At 40.3% G+C, this 19,391-nt stretch carries 20 protein-coding genes and 2 other RNA genes; 9 read left to right on the forward strand and 13 right to left on the reverse strand.

Annotated elements, in window-relative coordinates; genetic code table 11:
• Positions 1 to 250: 250 nt before the first annotated feature.
• Genes EP737_RS17095 through EP737_RS17105 form a run of 3 tightly spaced genes read right to left on the reverse strand, consistent with a single transcriptional unit; the run spans position 251 to position 1,995 of the window.
• Entirely contained in the window at positions 251 to 1,387 is a 1,137-nt protein-coding gene (locus EP737_RS17095; RefSeq protein ID WP_129729182.1) for a zinc-dependent alcohol dehydrogenase, read from the reverse strand.
• 15 nt (positions 1,388 to 1,402) lie between these two features.
• Positions 1,403 to 1,765 (reverse strand): spore coat protein, encoded by a 363-nt coding sequence (locus EP737_RS17100; RefSeq protein WP_129729183.1) that lies wholly within the window; start codon positions 1,763 to 1,765, stop codon positions 1,403 to 1,405.
• 17 nt (positions 1,766 to 1,782) lie between these two features.
• Positions 1,783 to 1,995, reverse strand: coding sequence for a spore coat protein (locus EP737_RS17105; RefSeq protein WP_129729184.1), 213 nt, complete (start codon positions 1,993 to 1,995; stop codon positions 1,783 to 1,785).
• Positions 1,996 to 2,211: 216 nt separating this feature from the next.
• Here EP737_RS17105 and EP737_RS17110 point away from each other — a divergent pair, with 216 nt between their 5' ends.
• From EP737_RS17110 to EP737_RS26055, 4 genes are all read left to right on the forward strand, one after another.
• Entirely contained in the window at positions 2,212 to 2,418 is a 207-nt protein-coding gene (locus EP737_RS17110) for a hypothetical protein (RefSeq protein WP_129729185.1), read from the forward strand.
• Positions 2,415 to 2,738, forward strand: coding sequence for a spore coat protein (locus tag EP737_RS17115; protein WP_246040292.1), 324 nt, complete (start codon positions 2,415 to 2,417; stop codon positions 2,736 to 2,738). The genes EP737_RS17110 and EP737_RS17115 overlap by 4 nt, the downstream gene beginning before the upstream one ends.
• Before the next feature lie 327 nt (positions 2,739 to 3,065).
• Positions 3,066 to 3,773, forward strand: a complete 708-nt coding sequence (rluF, locus tag EP737_RS17120) for a 23S rRNA pseudouridine(2604) synthase RluF (RefSeq protein ID WP_129729186.1) — start codon at positions 3,066 to 3,068, stop codon at positions 3,771 to 3,773.
• A 220-nt stretch (positions 3,774 to 3,993) separates the two neighbouring features.
• A complete protein-coding gene (locus EP737_RS26055) occupies positions 3,994 to 4,257 on the forward strand; it encodes a hypothetical protein (RefSeq protein WP_205650966.1) in 264 nt (87 codons plus the stop codon).
• A 273-nt stretch (positions 4,258 to 4,530) separates the two neighbouring features.
• On the opposite strand, the gene EP737_RS17125 is transcribed toward EP737_RS26055, so the two are convergent.
• Together EP737_RS17125 and EP737_RS26605 are read right to left on the reverse strand one after the other, a co-directional pair.
• Complete coding sequence (locus tag EP737_RS17125) at positions 4,531 to 5,415, reverse strand: phosphatidylinositol-specific phospholipase C/glycerophosphodiester phosphodiesterase family protein (protein WP_205650967.1); 885 nt, start codon at positions 5,413 to 5,415, stop codon at positions 4,531 to 4,533.
• 164 nt (positions 5,416 to 5,579) lie between these two features.
• Positions 5,580 to 5,705 carry a hypothetical protein gene (locus EP737_RS26605; protein ID WP_281278905.1) on the reverse strand — a complete coding sequence of 42 codons (126 nt, stop codon included), beginning with the start codon at positions 5,703 to 5,705 and terminating at the stop codon, positions 5,580 to 5,582.
• A gap of 166 nt (positions 5,706 to 5,871) precedes the next feature.
• Here EP737_RS26605 and EP737_RS17130 point away from each other — a divergent pair, with 166 nt between their 5' ends.
• A complete protein-coding gene (locus EP737_RS17130; RefSeq protein ID WP_129729188.1) occupies positions 5,872 to 7,149 on the forward strand; it encodes an erythromycin esterase family protein in 1,278 nt (425 codons plus the stop codon).
• 425 nt (positions 7,150 to 7,574) lie between these two features.
• On the opposite strand, the gene zwf (EP737_RS17135) is transcribed toward EP737_RS17130, so the two are convergent.
• Positions 7,575 to 9,032, reverse strand: a complete 1,458-nt coding sequence (gene zwf, locus EP737_RS17135) for a glucose-6-phosphate dehydrogenase (RefSeq protein WP_129729189.1) — start codon at positions 9,030 to 9,032, stop codon at positions 7,575 to 7,577.
• A gap of 902 nt (positions 9,033 to 9,934) precedes the next feature.
• On the opposite strand from zwf (EP737_RS17135), the gene zwf (EP737_RS17140) reads away from it, so the two are divergent.
• Positions 9,935 to 11,431, forward strand: coding sequence for a glucose-6-phosphate dehydrogenase (zwf, locus tag EP737_RS17140; protein WP_129729190.1), 1,497 nt, complete (start codon positions 9,935 to 9,937; stop codon positions 11,429 to 11,431).
• Between the two features lie 71 nt (positions 11,432 to 11,502).
• Here zwf (EP737_RS17140) and EP737_RS17145 read toward each other — a convergent pair whose 3' ends face one another.
• The 5 genes from EP737_RS17145 to EP737_RS17165 form a co-directional block, all read right to left on the reverse strand.
• Positions 11,503 to 11,802, reverse strand: coding sequence for an iron-sulfur cluster assembly accessory protein (locus EP737_RS17145; RefSeq protein WP_129729191.1), 300 nt, complete (start codon positions 11,800 to 11,802; stop codon positions 11,503 to 11,505).
• 142 nt (positions 11,803 to 11,944) lie between these two features.
• A complete protein-coding gene (locus EP737_RS17150) occupies positions 11,945 to 12,166 on the reverse strand; it encodes a YdbC family protein (RefSeq protein WP_129729192.1) in 222 nt (73 codons plus the stop codon).
• 253 nt (positions 12,167 to 12,419) lie between these two features.
• Positions 12,420 to 15,098: a PAS domain S-box protein gene (locus tag EP737_RS17155; protein ID WP_165350844.1), complete on the reverse strand. Its 2,679-nt coding sequence runs from the start codon at positions 15,096 to 15,098 to the stop codon at positions 12,420 to 12,422.
• A gap of 299 nt (positions 15,099 to 15,397) precedes the next feature.
• Positions 15,398 to 15,982: a hypothetical protein gene (locus EP737_RS17160; RefSeq protein WP_425455925.1), complete on the reverse strand. Its 585-nt coding sequence runs from the start codon at positions 15,980 to 15,982 to the stop codon at positions 15,398 to 15,400.
• A gap of 327 nt (positions 15,983 to 16,309) precedes the next feature.
• Complete coding sequence (locus tag EP737_RS17165) at positions 16,310 to 16,534, reverse strand: hypothetical protein (protein ID WP_129729195.1); 225 nt, start codon at positions 16,532 to 16,534, stop codon at positions 16,310 to 16,312.
• 379 nt (positions 16,535 to 16,913) lie between these two features.
• Here EP737_RS17165 and EP737_RS17170 point away from each other — a divergent pair, with 379 nt between their 5' ends.
• The 3 genes from EP737_RS17170 to EP737_RS17180 all read left to right on the forward strand — a co-directional run bounded on the left by EP737_RS17170 (position 16,914) and on the right by EP737_RS17180 (position 18,327).
• On the forward strand, positions 16,914 to 17,078 hold the full coding sequence (locus EP737_RS17170) for a 2-isopropylmalate synthase (RefSeq protein WP_129729196.1): 165 nt from the start codon (positions 16,914 to 16,916) through the stop codon (positions 17,076 to 17,078).
• A 31-nt stretch (positions 17,079 to 17,109) separates the two neighbouring features.
• A complete protein-coding gene (locus EP737_RS17175) occupies positions 17,110 to 17,307 on the forward strand; it encodes a hypothetical protein (protein WP_205650968.1) in 198 nt (65 codons plus the stop codon).
• A gap of 231 nt (positions 17,308 to 17,538) precedes the next feature.
• Complete coding sequence (locus EP737_RS17180) at positions 17,539 to 18,327, forward strand: HAD family hydrolase (RefSeq protein ID WP_129729197.1); 789 nt, start codon at positions 17,539 to 17,541, stop codon at positions 18,325 to 18,327.
• Between the two features lie 14 nt (positions 18,328 to 18,341).
• Here the strand turns inward: EP737_RS17180 and ffs are convergent.
• Positions 18,342 to 18,426, reverse strand: an RNA gene (ffs, locus tag EP737_RS17185) — signal recognition particle sRNA small type.
• A gap of 153 nt (positions 18,427 to 18,579) precedes the next feature.
• Positions 18,580 to 18,972, reverse strand: an RNA gene (gene rnpB, locus EP737_RS17190) — RNase P RNA component class B.
• Between the last annotated feature and the right edge of the window lie 419 nt (positions 18,973 to 19,391).

The raw sequence follows: 19,391 nt of genomic DNA on the forward strand, positions 1-19,391 counted from the left end.
TCGTTCCTAAAATTTCTGACTACGTCGAATGATCTCCTAGCTAGAAATTTATACTTTCCTACGATGTAAAATAAGGACCAAAAGCCAACATGTAACCTACAGTGTTGGCTTTTGGTCTCTGAAAACAGATCGTATAGAAATTATGATGATAACAATGTACGCTTTACCACGGAAGGCTGGTTTTGCATTTTATAGGGGCAGTTATGCACGAAGGCCAGGCACACATCTTGACTTAAAAAGAAGAACATGCTTATGGCTTAAGAACAACTTTAATACAATCATCTGTTCTTGTATCAAAGACTTCATATCCACGCTTCGCTTCGCTAAGAGGCAGGATATGTGTCACAACATCACCAATATCCACTTTCCCCTCCGTTATCAAATTATACAGATACGGCATATACGGAATCACCGGCGCCTGTCCTGTTCTGAGGTTGACGTTACGCTGGAATATGTCTCCGAGTGGAAACGCATTGTATCGGCCGCCATACACACCTGTTATTTGAATTGTTCCAGCTTTCCGTACCGCTTGGGTAGCAATCACAATCCCTCCCATCGCTCCACCTTGCAGCTTAAGCCCTGTTGCCAAAAATTCAAGCGGCGTCATCTTTCCGCTCATCCCGGAACAATCGATGACTACATCTGCGCCCCCATCTGTCATATCCCTTAAATATTCTCCAACGTTTTCCTCTTCTTCAAAATTAACCGTCTCTACTTTATTTGTTCGTTTCGCATGCTTTAAACGATAATCAATATAGTCAACCGCAATAACCCGTTTCGCTCCCTTTAGCCATGCAAATTTTTGAGCAAGCAAACCAACAGGCCCACAGCCAAGAATAATAACTGTGTCATCCGCTTTCACACCTGCATTATCCACACTCCAATATGCTGTCGACGCGGCATCAGCAAGCAATACGAGCTTTTCATCTTCTACTTCACAGTTATCCGGCAGTTTAAATGGAGTGAAATTTCCATAGGGAACCCTCATATATTCCGCTTGTCCACCGGCATATCCGCCGGTTGTTTCGGAATATCCAAAAAACCCTCCCATTTCTCCATGAGGATTTGAATTATCACACTGACTTGTGAGGTCATGGTTACAATACCAACAGTGGCCGCAGCTGACATTAAACGGGATGATAACACGGTCTCCCTTCTTCAGTTTCGTAACCTCTGGGCCTACTTCCTCCACAATCCCCATTGGTTCATGACCAATTACATAGTCTGTAGGCAGGTTAGGGATCATACCGTGAATCAAATGCAAATCGGAACCGCAAATTGCCGAAGTTGTAACCTTGATAATAATATCATCTGCATTTTTAATTTTCGGATCCTTCACGTCTGTGACGCCTACATTTTTAATTCCTTGATATGTAACGGCTTTCATGATTTTCCCTCCTCTTTATTTATTAGGTGTTGCGAACATTCCGAGCCGGTCTGTATCATTTGGGAATAATGTCATTTCGGCAATTCCTAACGCTACCTCTGCTGACTTTAAATCAAGTTCAATTTGCTTGCCTACATCATGAGGATACAACCACCCTTTGCTCATCATAAGTTCAGATACCTCTGCATGTAGATCAATAGCTTGTTCCATTTGTTTATGTAATACCTTTCTTAGCTCTGGACTTGCTGCTTCAGTTATTGCAAACGCGTAAGTTTTAATTCCAGTCTTAATAGACAGCAAAAAATCCAAGGCAAAGGCCGCATCAGCTGTTTTGGACATTCCTTCCGAATATTTCGGATCTAAGTAATCCTCATTCATTGTGTTCTCACTCCATCTTAATGTAATGCTGTTCGTGCCTGCAGGTAGAGCTCTTTCAGCTCTTGAATCGCTTCAATAGATTGTTTTACATCCTTTTCCATAAGCTCTTTCAGGTCATTGTCAAAACAAATTCCTTGCATTAATTTCGATCTCACTAAACAAATCGTTTTCAAATTGAGAATTTCATGAGTATCCATTGTTTCATGGAATGCTAAGCCATCGTGCTTCACACATTCACCTCCTAGCTTCTAATATCAATCATAAAAATACTTTTCCCTTAGAGCTTTGTCTTTTATTCAAAGCATGGTTTTTATAAAACATTACAGCAAGTGAAATTAAACGAGCGTCTTCAGATTGAGCTATAGTTAAACAAAAAGTCTGATGAATAATATAGCTGGGAGTATGTCAGCATAAGCGTATAGATGATTAAAACAGGAGTGAACAGGATGACAAAGCTCTTTGGGCGTCATGAAACATTAGAAGTACATGAATTACTAACCTTTAAAAATCTTGCCTTAACAAAATCTATCGCGATGAGCGGACTGGCGCAGGACACCGAGCTAAAAGCCCTTCTTACCGCAACTGCTGCTGCCGGAAAAAAACATATTAATGAATTAGAGAAATTTTTAACAGATACGGAGGCGTTGCAATGAGTATTTTCTCCCGGATCATGCAAACGGATGAAGCAGAAGGAATGACGGGTATGACAGCAATGACCGATCAAGTGATTGCAACTGATCTGTTAATTTCCATCAAATCAGAGGTTAGAAATCTTGCTGCCGCGATTACGGAAACAGCCACCCCTGAATTAAGAGAAGTATTGCGAGAGCAGTTGAATACTGCTATCAAAACACATGATAAAATAAGCAAATACATGGTTTCTAAAGGATTTTATCATCCATATGACGTTAAGGAGCAAATACAGGTTGATTTGCAGGCTGCACAAACTGCACTTCACCCGCCTATCCCGTGATAAACGCTCCCTGTGTACATAGAGTGTTCAAGCTTAACATGCCTACGCCTAATATTAGAGAAGACCAACACCCTTATAAGGGTGTTGGTCTTTTTTACATTTTAAGAACAAAGTATAAGGGCAACTACGCCTCTGTCTTCGCCCAAAAACAGGGCTCGCCAATCGGCGAGTTTTCTTTACACTGTAAAAAAGTATAAATTTCTAGCTAGAAGCTAATTCGACGTAGTGAGAAATTTTAAGAATACAGTATAAGAGCAATCCTTATTTGTATAAAACGTTAATTTGCGTTATCTTAAAGACATAATTCTATTTAAAGGTGTGTTTCATTTGCGGATTAATAAGTATATTAGTGAGTCTGGCATTACTTCTCGGCGGGAGGCCGACAAGTGGATTACGAGTAAAAGAGTAACAATTAATGGAGTTGTTGCAGAACTAGGAAGCCAGGTTGAGCCTGGCGATGATGTGCGTGTTGACAATAAACCGATTGTCACTCAGCAGCAGCATGTCTATATCGCGCTAAACAAACCCGTCGGCATCACAAGTACAACCGAACGACATGTGAAAGGCAATATTGTTGACTTCGTCAATCATCCGTTGCGCATTTTTCACATTGGCCGGCTCGATAAGGAATCAGAGGGTTTAATTCTCCTCACCAATGATGGCGACATTGTGAATGAAATCCTGCGAGCAGAAAATAAACATGAAAAGGAGTATATCGTGACGGTAGATCGCCCTATCACTCCTTCCTTCGTGAAAGCAATGGAAGAGGGTGTCGAGATTTTAGATACGGTAACACTCCCTTGTAAGGTAACAAAGATGTCCAAATATGTGTTTAAAATCATTTTAACCCAAGGCTTAAACCGTCAAATTCGCCGTATGTGTGCAGCGCTCGACTACAAGGTTCGCAAGCTGCAGCGTATTCGCATTATGAACATTCACTTAGGCAGTCTTCCTATCGGACAATGGAGAGATTTAACCAAAAATGAATTGGATCAGTTGTTTAAGGAATTACGTTATAAACCGAAGCAAAGGTAAAATAGATTCCCAAGAGTTAAAAGGAAGAACCTACAAAGCATATGATGTGCCTTCTAGGTTCATCCTTTTTTAATGTTTTATAGTATCTGCCGTCAAAGCAGTAGCCAGTTTCATAATATGCTCTTCCCCTTCAGCAAAAGCCGGAATAGATACATCCCAATTCTTGCTATCACATCATCTGTAACTAATTTCAAATGCCTGTTCCTTTTTTATTTGTATTTTGGATGTTTTATCTGATTTTATTCTTTTTAGTGAGAGGAAAACGTATATCCTAAAGAATGAAAAGAGGAACTTGGATACAAACTATAAAAAAATGGTAAAAAGGAGAGTTTATATGTTGAATAAAAAGGGAGTAAAACAAAAAGGAAACTATAATTCGCCTGCAAATCAGCAGAAAGCATCAGATATAATCGCAAGTATTGATGAAATGAAGAAAGAGCATAAGCCAGAGTATGTCAATATTTATTGGGATGAGTGGAGATAAAGATCTTATAAGAGCTCAAAATTCCTCATAAGCAAACATCAACAAGTATATCTGATTTACAGATAAATTGGATAAATACTAGAAATAGGTACAACTCAGAAGAGGGAGCATACCTGTCACGCAGCATAGTAAAGGGGTATGCTCCTAACTGAACCATCTTAGCCAATTCCATTGAGAAGCTCCTAAAGGCTTACCCAGCTCCCGATCATAACCCATTGCACTGATTGCGTGGCGATCCGCTTCTTTAACTACTAAACCTATCGCGAATTACTCCTATGGTCCAACAAAGCTTATCCCATCATAAAACAAATAATCTGTATAAATCCCAATCCCCTGCGTCCTATACGCAGCAGCCTCCGCTGGATCATTAATCGTGTGAGCATAGACGAGAATCCCTCTTTTTTGTAAAGCCGTGCGCATATCATCCTTGAGACGAAAAGGAAACGCAGCAACAGCCGTAATATGGTTACGTGCACTCCAATCCGCCAACTGTTCTGGAGATTGGATATTGATATGATGATACAAGGTGTAAATGGTATGTTTGAAATCATAGTGCGATTGGATATAGCTAAGCATAGCCGGATCATAAATTTGCGGAATAACACGATCCAATATTTTTGGATCTACCTTTTTTGCTGCTGTCACTAAATAAGAAAATGTCTGGTGAACTTGATTTTTATCTCTTTCCTTTGTATCGGTAATAACATATAAATCCGGATGCTCCTTCATTACCTGTAAAATGTCTTCCCAAGATGCAGGCTGATATTTGCCATGAATTTTCAGCGACATAAAGGTTTCAAACGGAATGGGTCCTGCAACAGGCTGATATACTTGCCCTAAATATTGATAATGTCCCGGTGTCCAATCATGACGGGCTACTAAATGGCCGTCTGACGTCATATTTAAATCGATTTCAAACACACGAAATCCCCGTTTATAATTGACGAGAAGCGCATCCAGAGAGTTTGTCACATAGTGCCCCTCGATAAAGCCAAGACCATGAACAACGACTGGCAAATCATGTAGAATAGACTGCGCAGGCTTTTTACTCACATTGCTTGCCTCTCTCCACTCCGCCCCTTGAGGCACTACAGAAGTGACGAACCCAGTTGATGACACTTTATGATCGTATACGGCGTTTGCCTTCTCATCTTTCATGGGACTAACTAAAAAAAGGCTAACTAACAGGATCGTGGCTAGCAGGAAGGTCTTCATACTCAACCGCACAAGAAAACTTGAACTGCCATGTTTTTCGTAGCAGAATCAATCCTGCGCGACCTCCTTTCCTAATAATGTAATCATTATCATGTGAGAAATATGACTTATAACAAAGCCTTCCCTTTTCCTCCATGCTCGATTCCCTCTTCATCACTCCCACTCATGAGAATTACAAATCTTATACCGTTATCCTGATGATAAAGAGAGATACCATAATTCACCGCATCCAAAAGCCAAACACAAAGGTCATACTAAGAAAAGCGGACAAGGCCCGCCATTTATGGCAGCGTAGGGGTGGGCCGGAGTAAACGGCTTTCTTCCACAGTGAGCTGACCGATACGGCTAGCACTGCCCAGAATTGCACATTCCTATTCTCTAACAAAAAGGAGGATACAAATGATTGGAACAGATTTATATGTGGAACAAATTGAGAAAGATGCTGTTCGTTTTACTGATGAATCTCATCTAAAGCCCTTGATCCAGACCGCGAGTAGCGCCAAATACGTGTTGCTTGGAGAGGCTTCTCATGGAACATCAGAATTTTATACGGTTCGATCCGTTATTACAAAGCAGCTTATTGAAAAGCACGGTTTTTCCTTTATCGCTGTAGAAGGAGATTGGCCTTCTTGCTATGAAGTGAACCGCTATGTAAAAGGAAATGCACCAGAGTATAAAAATGCAACAGAAGCATTACAGGCCTTTAACCGTTGGCCAAGCTGGATGTGGGCAAATGAGGAAATTGTGGAGCTTATAGACTGGCTTTACACCTATAATCAAAAGCAAACGACAGAGCATAAAAAAGTCGGATTCTACGGTATAGATGTGTACAGTCTGTGGGAATCGATGGAGGCTATAATTCAATACTTAGAAAAAATTCAATCTCCTGATGTCGAAAAGGCCAAACAAGCATTTGCATGTTTTGAGCCGTTTCATCGAAAAGCAGAAATGTATGGGGTGTCCGCCGCTTTATATGGGGAGAATTGCATGGAAGAAGTCGTAGCGCTTCTGCAGACGATTCAACAAAACAAGCATGCCTATAACAGCGACCCTGAAGCTTCATTAAATATGCAAATCAACGCGCTCGTAACAGCCAATGCAGAAGCCTATTATCACGCAATGGTCACTCATGATGATAAATCGTGGAATATTCGGGACCGACATATGGTTGAGGCTCTTGATTTTATCGGACATTATTATGGTGCAGAGGCAAAAGGAATCGTTTGGGAGCATAACACCCATATCGGAGATGCCCGGGCTACTGATATGGCAAGACAAGGTCTAGAGAATGTTGGGCAGCTCACTCGTGAAAAATATGGACAAGAATATATTTACTCTATCGGTTTTGGCACGCATCACGGCACTGTAATTGCCGCAAGAAGCTGGGGCAATCCGCTTGAGAAAATGATTGTGCCAAAAGCGAAACGAGGCAGCTGGGAAGATGCCCTCCATCAGGCTGGTGCTTTTAATAAATATATTATGTTTACAGAGGAAAATCGCGAGGTATTCCAGCGCACAATCGGGCACCGCGCTATCGGGGTCGTGTATCACCCTGAAATGGAGCATCTTGGAAATTACGTTCCTTCTCGTCTATCGGACAGATACGATGCCTTTATTCACATAGAAGAAACAAATGCTTTGTCTCCATTAAGTGTGCAAGAGCTAACTGTCACGTAGAAAACTCGTCGATTGGCGAAGACAGAGGCGTAGCCCTACTTATACTGTATTCCTAAAATTTTCGACTATGTCAAATTCACCTTTCAGCTGAAAATTTATCCTTTCCTACGGTGGAACGAGATATTTTATATACCTTTTACAATAAAAGAGGAAAAGAACAAATCTATACAAGACCTGTTCTTCTCCTCTTTTATCGTTTCGTTTCTGCAGCCATACTCACTTGCTCATAATTATTCTAGAACTGCAAAGACGTTTTGACAAATTATTATATGTAATAGCTTCTTAATTTTATAGCAATTTTAAAACTAGTTTCTGCATAATGGAAAGCAAATGCATTACTATAAAAAGATTGTGAGACTGACACAATAAGCATATCAGTCTCTTTATCTGCTAAATAGCAGATAAATTTTAATATTAAAAAAATTCTACCACCATTTAAAGCCGTCTTGCTCCAATAGCTCACGAGAAGCCTCTGGTCCCATAGAACCTGCATTATATGGATGAAGCGGAACAATATTCTCAGCAAATGCCTCTAGAACAGGCTGTACCCATTTCCAAGATAATTCAACTTCATGCCAGTGCGCAAAGAAGGTTGCATCGCCGCGAAGAGCATCGAAAATTAATAATTCATACGCTTCAGGAACCTCATCTAAGTTAGCAGAGAAATCAATTGTAATCGTCTCAAGTTTTCCATCATTCAATGGATTTTTACTGTTTAATTGCAAAGAAACACGTGAATCAGGATTTACTTCAATCACCAAAAGATTCGGAGCAGTTTCCTTGTCTTCGTGCGCATACAAATCTTTTAGCGGATTTTTGAATTCAATGACGATCTTTGTAGATTTCTCATGCATTCTTTTTCCTGTACGGATATAGAACGGAACATCTTTCCAGAACTCATCATCAATCCATAAACGTGCAGCAATAAATGTATCATTTGTGGAAGAAGCTTCGATACCTGGCTCATCCTTATAGCCAACAACCGGTTTTGCTCCTATTTCGCCAAATGTATATTGACCACGTACAACCTCTGTAATAACATCTTCCTTTGTCAACAGACGAAGCGCATCCATTACTTTTCTCTTTTCATTACGAATATCTGTTGCACTAATCCTCTTTGGCAGCTGCATCGCTGTCATCATCAGCATTTGCATCATATGGTTCTGGAACATATCACGAATCGCTCCGGCTTGATCGTAGTAACCGGCTCTCGTTTCTACACCAACTGTTTCACTAGCTGTAATTTGAACATTAGCAATGTACTCATTATTCCACAGCGCTTGAAGTATAGGGTTAGCAAAGCCTAAAGCTTCTAAGTTTTGAACCATTGGCTTTCCAAGATAATGGTCAATGCGATAAATTTCATCTTCTTCAAACGCGCGGCTTAGATTTGCATTTAGCTCCCGTGCTGTTTGCAAGTCATGCCCAAATGGCTTTTCGATAATGAGACGCTTCCAGCCTTTTGTAGAGCCCAAACCGCTTGCATAAATATTCGATGAAATGATATCAAAGAACTCTGGAGCAACAGATAAATAGAATAGACGGTTCTCTGGGATGTTTAACTCCGCTTCACGCTGCTGGATAACTTCAAGGAGTTGTTTATATCCCTCTGTATCCCCTACATCTAGAGCGTGGTAGTGAAACGCACGAAGAAACTTCTCCATCTTAGCTGAATCAGCTAATGGACGTCTAGAAAAGCTCTCTAATGATTGTTCTACAGATGATTGAAATATATCATTAGTCCATTCTCTTCTTCCTAGACCAATCACGGAAAACGAGTCCGGTAACTTGTCGTCTAAATATAAATTGTACAGGGCTGGATAAATTTTTCGTTTCGCCAGATCCCCCGTTGCCCCAAATAAAACAAAAGTCATAGAATTCACGCTTCATTCCTCCACTATTTGCATCGATCGTTCGTCCGCATGATACGCGACAAACTTCTTCATTATGATGATAAAATCATTTTAAAACATAATACCACATTATGGCTGGTTTTTCTTGTTTCTGACAAGATTCCCCTCAATAAAAATGCCGTTTTTTCTTACCTTGTACCTTGCTTCAACTGTTTCAATGATTACTACCCGCTTTGCTCTAATCGAAAAATCTTATTCTGAGACTTAGTCAATTTTGATGCATCGTTATTGTTGCCATCATGTAGAGCGATACTCACTTCACTTAACCGCGTATAACCACAGCGGGGACAGATAGTATCACTAGCAATAGCTAAGCATCTTTCGCAAATTTTCCGATGACCCTTTTTCACATGTACCATCAATACCCGTCCTTCCTCTGTGTTTTATCCAGGTCAAACTATAGAACCGTCAGGAAATGAACATGCAAGCTAGAAGACTAGCTAGACAAAGTAGTTGTTGCTTATACCCTCCCTCTGATACAAATCTAATCATACGATGCAGTTCATCCCTCCCCTTATGAAAAAACAATCCCATAAATGTTAGTATAATTTGTGTGACTGAATTTTTAAAGTATACAGTTTTTTTTATACAGCAGAAAATGAAATGTAAGGGTATACATTTTTGCCAGAAAACATTTCAACCTCCAAATAATAATATTTATGGAAATAATTACATATAAGAAGGAAGAAACATTCCTCTTCGGCATCATTCTACAGACTGCTCTCACCCCAAATTCTTAGCAAATTCACAAAATAAAATTGATCCAATCGCTTGCAATATACGAAAAAAATAACATTTAATGGAAATACGTGTTACATCTTGAATTTACGGGATACTATAATAGTGTAAATTAACAAAGGTGAGGATGCAGAATGACGAACAATAATCATACATATTGCACAATAGTTCTCTTTGGAGCAACAGGCGATTTAGCAAAACGAAAATTATTTCCCTCCATTTATAATCTGTATAGAAAAGGGCTGCTCTCTGAGCACTTCGCTGTAGTCGGTGTAGCAAGACGTGAATGGAGCAACGAAGTATTTCGTCAGAACGTGTCTGCCTCCATCAAAGAAGCAAACATAACCGCAGAAGAGCAGGATCTAGAGAGATTTTTAACTCATTTCCGATACTTGTCGTTGAATGTTACAAATGCTGCGTCTTATCAGGATTTAAATGCGCTGCTTTGTAATGTAGAGGAAGAATTCACAATTCCGGGAAATCGAATTTTTTATATGGCTATGGCTCCTGAGTTTTTCGGAACAATTGGTTCATACCTGAAATCAGAAGGAATTACAAATACAAAAGGATGGACGAGGTTAATTATTGAAAAACCATTTGGCCGGGATCTAGAATCCGCCCAAAAATTAAATGATGAAATTCGTCACGCATTTGAAGAAGATGAAATTTATCGCATTGATCATTATCTAGGAAAAGAAATGGTGCAAAATATCGGCGTTATTCGTTTTGCCAATGCTCTCTTTGAATCACTGTGGAATAACCGGCACATTGCTAATGTTCAGATTACCTCTAGCGAATCTCTAGGCGTGGAAGACCGCGGCGGCTATTATGATACCTCGGGGGCACTGCGGGATATGGTACAAAATCATATGCTGCAAATGGTTGCATTGCTTGCGATGGAACCTCCGATTCGTTTAGCTACAGAAGAGGTACGAAGCGAAAAAATTAAAGCATTGCGTTCCCTTCGCTCCATGACAGCCGAAGAAGTTGACCAATATTTTGTACGCGGACAATACGGCCCGGGAATAGTCAGTGGGAAAGAGGTTCCGGGTTATCGCAGCGAGGAGAAAGTCAACCCAAATTCGAAAACAGAAACATTCGTTGCCGGAAAGCTGTTGATTGATAATCATCGTTGGGCTGGAGTTCCTATTTATATTCGAACAGGAAAACGAATGAAGGAGAAATCAACTGAAATTGTTGTTCAGTTTAAGGATCTGCCGATGAACTTATACAATAAATTCGAGGAGCAGCTCCGTCCAAACCTCCTTATTATTCACATTCAACCGGACGAGGGCATCTCAATTGTTTTAAACGGAAAACGAATTGGTGCCTCTGAAGAAACAATACCAGTAAAGCTAGATTACTGTAATAACTGCGAGGATGGAATCAATACACCAGAAGCATATGAAAAGCTTCTATATGATGCAATCCAAGGGGATGCGACAAACTTTACACACTGGGATGAAGTCGCTCTATCCTGGAAGTTTGTTGATATCATTTCTAAAACATGGGAAACGTCTTCAGTCAGCTTTCCTAACTATGAATCCGGCTCAATGGGGCCGAAAGCTGCTGATGAACTGCTGGAAAAGGATGGTTTCTCTTGGTGGCCTGTTTCAAAAAGCAGTAAGTAAAGAAATCCAACTATAAAAGCGAGGTTTGGCTCTATAGTCAAACCTCGCTTTTTATTTCTAACCTTTTGACTTTAGTGACGATGACTTCCTTTGGATGAATTCGTAATTACCATCTCTTCCCTCGGAACGTAAAAATATTGAATCCACACGCCATCTAAAAATTCATCCCGTGTATCAAGCAACACATCAATATCCTTATCGGTTTTCACAATTTCGTCATGCTCTGTTGGTGTATCTAATTTTATATCATAATGAGCATGGTCTCCGTGCAGCTGTGTAACATATACACGAACCATTTTCCCTTCTGCTTCTTCACTTTCAAGCATTTTTTTCAATACTTTAGCAGCATTTCGGTTAATTTTACATTTCATGGACAATGCTCCTCTTCTCACGATTCACTATTATGTATTGCATCAGTAGGTTAGAAACGAAAAGCGCAAGGATTGTAAAGGTTCTCACATCGCTCTAACATGAATATTGTCCTTCTCGCTTACGATCCCCTTGTTCAACATATTACAAATCCATTTCATTCAATAACTTCTTCAATTGAATAAGCTCAGACTTTGAAAGTGTAACGCCTTTCCCCATTTTCCCATGATCCTCCGACCAATCACGGATATCATATTTCGGTTCTCTCCCATTCCAGCTGATTAACGTAAGTTCCTTTTGCCATCCCTTTGATCCTTCTGACAACATACCAAACTTTTCTTGAATTTCAAACTTAATCTCGGCCATTTCTTGCACCTCCGCTGATTTCATTCTCTCATCCATTATAAGGGTTGCTTCCAGCTACAACAAATTTATCTAGGCTGGTATGGCAGACTTTTTTGCATAGTAAGGGTATAGCCCCTGTAAATACAGTTCTCGAGATTCATGAAAAGCCTATTCCAGGAAGCTTTTGTAGAAGCCAGAAGCAAACCACGGAATCTACATAATATCAAAAAAACAGCAGCTCGAAATTCTCAAACTGCTTTAGACAACACCGTTTCTAAGCGCCAACGGGTAAAAATATACGTACCGTTGTTCCATGACCCTCCTTACTTTCAAATTCCATCCTGCCCCCGTGTTCCTCCATAATTTTAAAGCATACCATGAGCCCTAAGCCTGTTCCCTTCTCTTTATTGGAGTAGAACGGTTCACCTAGTTTTTTGATTCGTTCATTTGGTATTCCATACCCATCGTCTGTAACCTGAATTAAAACTTCATTTTCTTGAAGCTCCGTGCTGACATGAATTGTTCCACCATTTGGCATTGCTTCAATTGCATTTTGAAACACATTAATTAATACCTGTTTAATTTTATTCTCATCACAATGGATTAACGGAATTGGATTCATTAGTGATGCTACAATATTAACCTTATTCATAATTGCCTGCGCTTCAATGATTGGTAAGGTATGGCGAATAATAGAGTTGATATTTTTTTCAATGAAATGCGTGGCATGCGGCTTTGCCAACAGTAAAAATTCAGTCACAATCAACTCAATTCTTTCTAGCTCCGATAACATAAGATCTACGAATTGCTCCTGAATGTTTCCGCGGAAAAATTGAATGAATCCCTTAATCGATGTAAGCGGATTCCGAATTTCGTGCGCAATAGATGCCGCAAGCTGGCCAATGGCTGACAGCTTTTCAGATCTGCTTAATAGTTCCTCTGTCTTTTTTCGCTCACTAATATCTCTTGCGATAGCCGCCATCCCGATAATATTCCCCTTTCCATCCTTTAACGGTGAAAAGGTAATGCTAACATCGATAAGCGAACCATCCTTTTTCCTTCGAATGGTCTCTAGCCCTACTACCTCCTTGCCAGATTGAATGCTTTCTCTAACTCTCTGAAGCTCTTCTTTCCGATCCTCCGGCACCATAGGACAAAACAGCCCCCTTGCTTCATGAACCTCCCAACCAAATACATTTTTTGCCGCTTCATTAATGTCCTGTACAACGCTATCAAGCGAGAGAAGCAAAATCGGATCTGCACTATGATGGAAGAGCGACTCCAGCAGCTCCTTTGTTTGTCGCAGTTCCTCTTCTTTTCCTTTCTGCCCTGTAATATCCTTAGCAATTCCGTATACCCCGACAATCTCATCTTGTACAATAATAGGAATATTCGTAACCTTAAAAAATACAGGATGCCCCTCCTTATGGATTGCTACCGTTTCATAGGTTTGTGCTTTTCCCTTTAATGCCTTCAGAACGTGCTCCTGCATCTGTTCTACATAATCTGGAGCTATAAAGGGCACAAGAGATTGCAATCCATCCTCCTGCTTCAGACCAAGCATTTCTTGCATAGAAGCATTTAAACTCGTAATCCGCCCGCTTGCATCCATAGAATAAATTCCATTCGGATTATACTCAAACAACGATTTATATTTTTGTTCGCTCTCCTCAAGGTGAAGCGCTTCCTTTTTCTTCTCTGTAATATCTCGCCCTATTACAAGAATGCCGTCTTTTATTCCACTGCATCCATAAAGAGGCACCTGCATAAAATCAAATGTACGCTCTTCCTCAGCTTGATTTGTCAAGCTCCATTCAATCCGGGCAGCTTCTCCTGTTGTCCATGCCCGATAATCGTTCATTTGACAATATTCTAAGAGCTCCTTTTGTGTTGGAAAGATTTGCGTCAGCTCTTCATTTGGTTTTCCTTTGTATGGAATATTACCCAACACAGGAAATTGTTGTATGGTAGCCTGATTAAGATTCAACCATCTCCCGTCCTGATCTTTAAAAACAACAAGATCTGGAAGCGCATCAATTAGTGCTTGAAATCGCCTTTCTTGCTCCGCTACAATCTGCTCCTCAATGCGGCTCCGCTCCACAGCAAGTCCAACCAAATCCGCACACATTTCTACCGTTTCTAGCTCCAACTCGGTAGGACAAGAGGGTTCTCTATGATATAACGCAAAAGAGCCGACAACCTCCTCATCTATAAGGATAGGAACGGACCAGCAAGCATGAAGCCCTAACTCTAATGCCCTAGATCCATAATCATTCCAGAGCGGACTAGCAGCAATATCAGAAACAATCACATTCTCCTTTCGATACATCGCTGTACCACAGGAGCCTACATTAGGCCCTATTTCAATATTCAGCAAGGACTCGCTAAAGGAGCTTGGCAAATTTGGAGCCATAGAAGTCTTGATCTTTGTTCCGCTCTCATCTAATAACAAAATGGAACAATACGTAACCCTGCTAAGCTGTTGTTCTATCTCTGTCGAAAGTATTCGCAAAATATGACATAAAGATTCCCGTTTGACAATCGATTCTAATATCATCTTTTTCATATATAACAGAGATTGTACTTGTTTTTGCTCTGTCATATCCTGAAGCTGCATTACCAGAAATGCTTCACCCTGTTCTTCTATGAAAGAAGCATACAGCCGCACAAACCTTACCCTTCCTTTTCCAATCCACTTTGTTTCGATTGAGACAGGTGAAGAGATGGATTCTAACCCTTCATCAAGAATGTGCTTACACAGCTCCCGTTCCTCTGGATGGATCAACTCATAAATTGAGCTAGGACCTGTGCTATCTTCTCTTACATCAAGCCAATCATCCATAAGAGGATTTTGGCAGACAATCCTTCCTTTTGTATCTAGTACAACAAGGGGGATAGGGATTTGCTTATATAACTTCTGAAATGATTCGCTCACAGCCCTTGTTCTTTCCATTTTCACGTTCCTCCACATCCAATTTGCTGCATGTCTCTCTTACGACTATCATAGAAAACAAGAATAGGAATAGTAAAGATAAATTTTCATTTTTTAGCATAAAAAAGGAAAACATGCTGAGCAAAACTCTTTAGGATGCGTATCTTTCCTTTGCTATGTCATGTTTATTTTATATAACAAACCATCCTATTTCAAACAATGGTGAAGATCATAAATTTTTATCAATATCCTTTTTCTACCTTTTATTTATGTACAAAAAGAAGAATGTCGTACTCTCCTTTTTATGTGTACTCCCTATTTTATCTCAAAAAAAGCCTAAGTCCATCGATCGACTGCTGCTGCTTTTCATGAAAGCTGCTCTGCTTTTCGATTTGCTTATTATTCATACCTGTATTCACTGCCCGACCTGTTTCATCGCCGCCAACAGCATACTGCTGCTTCGTATTCGTGCTTTCAACCGCAGCATTTGTGCCAGCTGCGCTGTATACATCACCGCCGCTTGCTACTTGGGTAGCTGCCGCATCAGTCTCTCCGCTGCAATGAATCTGATTATTGATAACAAACACAATTTCATCATTATCATGATAACCCGCATGCTTGTCCTGCGGCTGAAACTGCTCACCCTTCATACCTTCGTTTTTCGCTTGTCCTTGTCCGCCCACGCTTTGCTGCTGCTCCGTATTTGATGAATCGATTGCAGCATTATTTCCAGCTGTGCTGCTGCGCCCTGCTTCGCTAGCAAGTTGTGTTGTATTTGGAGCATTTGTAAATTGATTGTTAATCACAACAGTAAGCTTGAATTTTCCGTTTACATCGTACTCTGTAACAGTTCGCTCTCCCTGCACCTCGACATTAACATACACTCTCTTCTCTGTCATTTTTATCTTCCCTCCTCATTCAGTTGTACTATATTCTATTAAAATGTAATAGATTGGATTGTATATTTATCCATCTAAATAAAAAATAGAAGAAAATGCTTCTATTTTTTGATAGAAACAGCTTCTTCTATAATTTATTCTTCCACATCTCATCAAATTTGATTTAAAGAAAACCCGCTGATTGGCGAGCCCTGTCCTTGGGCGAAGACAAAGGCGTAGCCCTACTTATACTGTATTCCTAAAATTTCCGACTACGTCGAATAATCTTCCAGCTGGAAATTTATACTTTCCTACAGTGGTATAGAAGCCTATTCTCGCCTCTTGTTCTGTTCTCTATACTTCTTTAGCATTCATTATCTCGTGCAGCTTTTCCATACCCGGGTCAGTCTGGGGAGTCGCATGAAACGGATTTATCGACTGCTTAGGCAAAGTTGGATCAGCATCAATTCTAACTCCCATTTGGCGTCCTGAATCCGGAAACGCATCATTAATTGGCCCTTCAAGGCGTCCATCTGGATTGGATGCTTGGCCATGGATATTTTTTGATTTTATCTTCATATAAAGTCCCCCTTCCTCTCTATACTCTGCTATTTTTATCCCTTTTATACAGCATATTTTTATGCAGGATTTGCTTTCTATACCAAGTAAAACAACTACAAATCATTTTTACTGCTATCGCATGCATGAGAAACACTGCTTTTGTTCAATCTAAAATTGTATTTTAGGCATTGCAATAGCCTGACTCACCTAGCTGGAAATTTATACTTTCTTACAGTGTAAAGAAAACTCGCCGATTGGCGAGCCCCGCTCTTGGGCGAAGACAGAGGCATATTTGCATTTACACTGTATTCTTAAAAATTCTAACTACGCCGAATTGTCTTCCTGCTAGAACTTTATCCTTTAAAGTGCAAAAAACCGCAACATGGGAGTATAACCGATGAAAGACGATCAAAACAATTTCAACGAGGAGTTTGCACAGGAAATTTCACCCGGCAGCCGCCAAGATGTCCGGAAGGAAGAAGGAAGTAAGCTGTCCCCCCTCTTCCCAGGCTTAGCTGTGTTCATCTTTATTCTGCTTCTCCTCCTTTCTTCTTTACGATAACGCAGCGTACTTTATAGGGAGGAATATGGACATGATGAAAGATAAGTATTTACAAACGAATGCACCAAAAGAAGCAACGGTAGGAGTTACATCTGCTTTGGACACAAAGCATCCTACTAAAACAGAACAGATATATCCAGGCGATTCCGTTAATGAGCATAAACGCCTAGAGATTGCCAACATGTTTCTAGCTAAAAAGGAGTTAGGACAACAAAACGAAAATTCATAACTTGGCCAGCATAATAGGACACCTTTAACTATGCTTACATGGCAATAGTCAGAGGTGTCCCATCATTTTGTTTCATTGTATTCCTACTTAAATTTCTTCCTGCATCTATCCGTACCAAACAGCTCCTCCACCTTCATATCCTTGTTTTGCCAAATCATGTTTTATGATAGAATGCCCTTATACAGCTTTAGCAAACTGCTGTAAAAAATGCAATGAGTATGGAGAGAGCCAATGATAAACTACAAGATTTTATTTTTAGACATTGACGGAACAATTCTTACGCCTGATGATACGATTCAAGATTCTACAAAGCAGGCTGTGGCCCAGTTACAGCAAAAGGGTCTGGAAGTATTTCTTGCAACAGGAAGACCTCTACACGAAATCGCAAACATCGGAGAAGAGCTCAATATCAACTCCTTTATCGGCTATAACGGAGCATTCGCAATCTATAAAGGTGAAACAATCTTCCGTGAAACAATGAACAAGGATACAGTAAAACACTTTCTAGACATTGCCAAATCACATGGTCATGAAGCTGTTCTGTATACGAGTGACAAGAATGCATTTACTTCTTTAGAGGCTCCAATTACAAAGGAATTTATGAAAAAATTTCATCTGTATAAAAATGATACCATCACAGATGACATCCTCAATCAAGTTTTAGGTATCACCCTTATCAACTTAAGTGAAAATGAACATGTACTATATGAAGAGGATGCTGAAATTCATTTATCACAGGTAAATATTGAGGGTTTTCGCCATAGCTATGACGTGATCAGAGACACGGTGAACAAAGGCCTAGCCGTTCAGATGATTCTAGAGCGCCTCGGTATTCCTAAAGAGAGCGCAATTGCCTTTGGTGATGGCATGAACGATAAAGAAATGTTAAGTTATGTAGGTGAAGGATTTGCGATGGGGAATGCACATCCTAATCTATTTCCGTATGCAAAGCATACAACAACAAGCGTAACAGAGTCTGGAATTTATAATGGACTAGAATCACTAGGGCTCTTAGAATAAATAATCTTTATTATGTAAACACCGCCCACATTGCTTTCCTGCTAATGGCTGCTGCATTCCTGCCCTGACCCGTTCACAGTTTTACAATTGGACGATAAACTGAGCTAGCTGGATTTGAACCAACGAACGACAGAGTTAGAATCTGTCCGCCTTACCGCTTGGCTATAGCTCCATAATTAGGTGAAGTTGGGCAGGAAGAATTGCAGGATTCTTTCTGTCCTTTTCTATTAGGATATACAATCATATCGACCTTCGTAAGCCGTGTTCTGTTCATCCTGTGCTGCAAACGGATCAAATCCTCGCATAGGATGGAGAATCATCTATCTCGCAGCATAATTGCTACGGTGTCTGTCAGTTCCAATTCCCTTCAGACACTTCCCCTACCATTGTTTGGGTTTCTCGCTCGCGGGGTTTACCTCGTTCCACCTCCGACGTTTCCATCAGAGCTTCGTCACTGTGGCACTTTCAAGGTAGTCGAACCATATCCCTATTGGAGGACTTAGGTTTTTTCCCTGCCGTCAGCCAAATACTTGACTGCCCTGGCTTACGGTTTCGCCAGGCGCGAACACTACAAGCATCTCAGCTTGTGCGAGCACGGACTTTCCTCACAGGCTCTCTAAAGAGCCTGCGCGATTCTCTCGAGTGCGATATGATTATCTATAATATTTCCATAAAAGAAACTTTCACGCAAGTGCTCTACAGGCTTAGCACTGTGAGAGAACAAGCGACTGTATTGCCTTTTCTTTCGTTTGTATCACCTCTGTGGTACATTCTTATAATAATCTATAAAACAAAATTAATAAATGTATAATTTTTTCCAGATTTCCTCGATATTTGCGTTATACCGGCAATCATATATCATATAAACACAAATAGTCACAAGGCAACTAGTTTTACATCTTATAGTATAACTTCCTATACCGATGTCCTATCCGACTTTTTTCTTTTCAATCTACCCTTTGATATTCTTCCTATTCATACATAAAAAACCTTGTTTTGCATGATGCAAAACAAGGTTTTTTATGCCTAGCGACGTCCTACTCTCACAGGGGGAAACCCCCAAC

Source organism: Ectobacillus funiculus (assembly GCF_004138295.1).
In the GTDB taxonomy this organism is placed as follows: domain Bacteria; phylum Bacillota; class Bacilli; order Bacillales; family Bacillaceae_G; genus Ectobacillus; species Ectobacillus funiculus.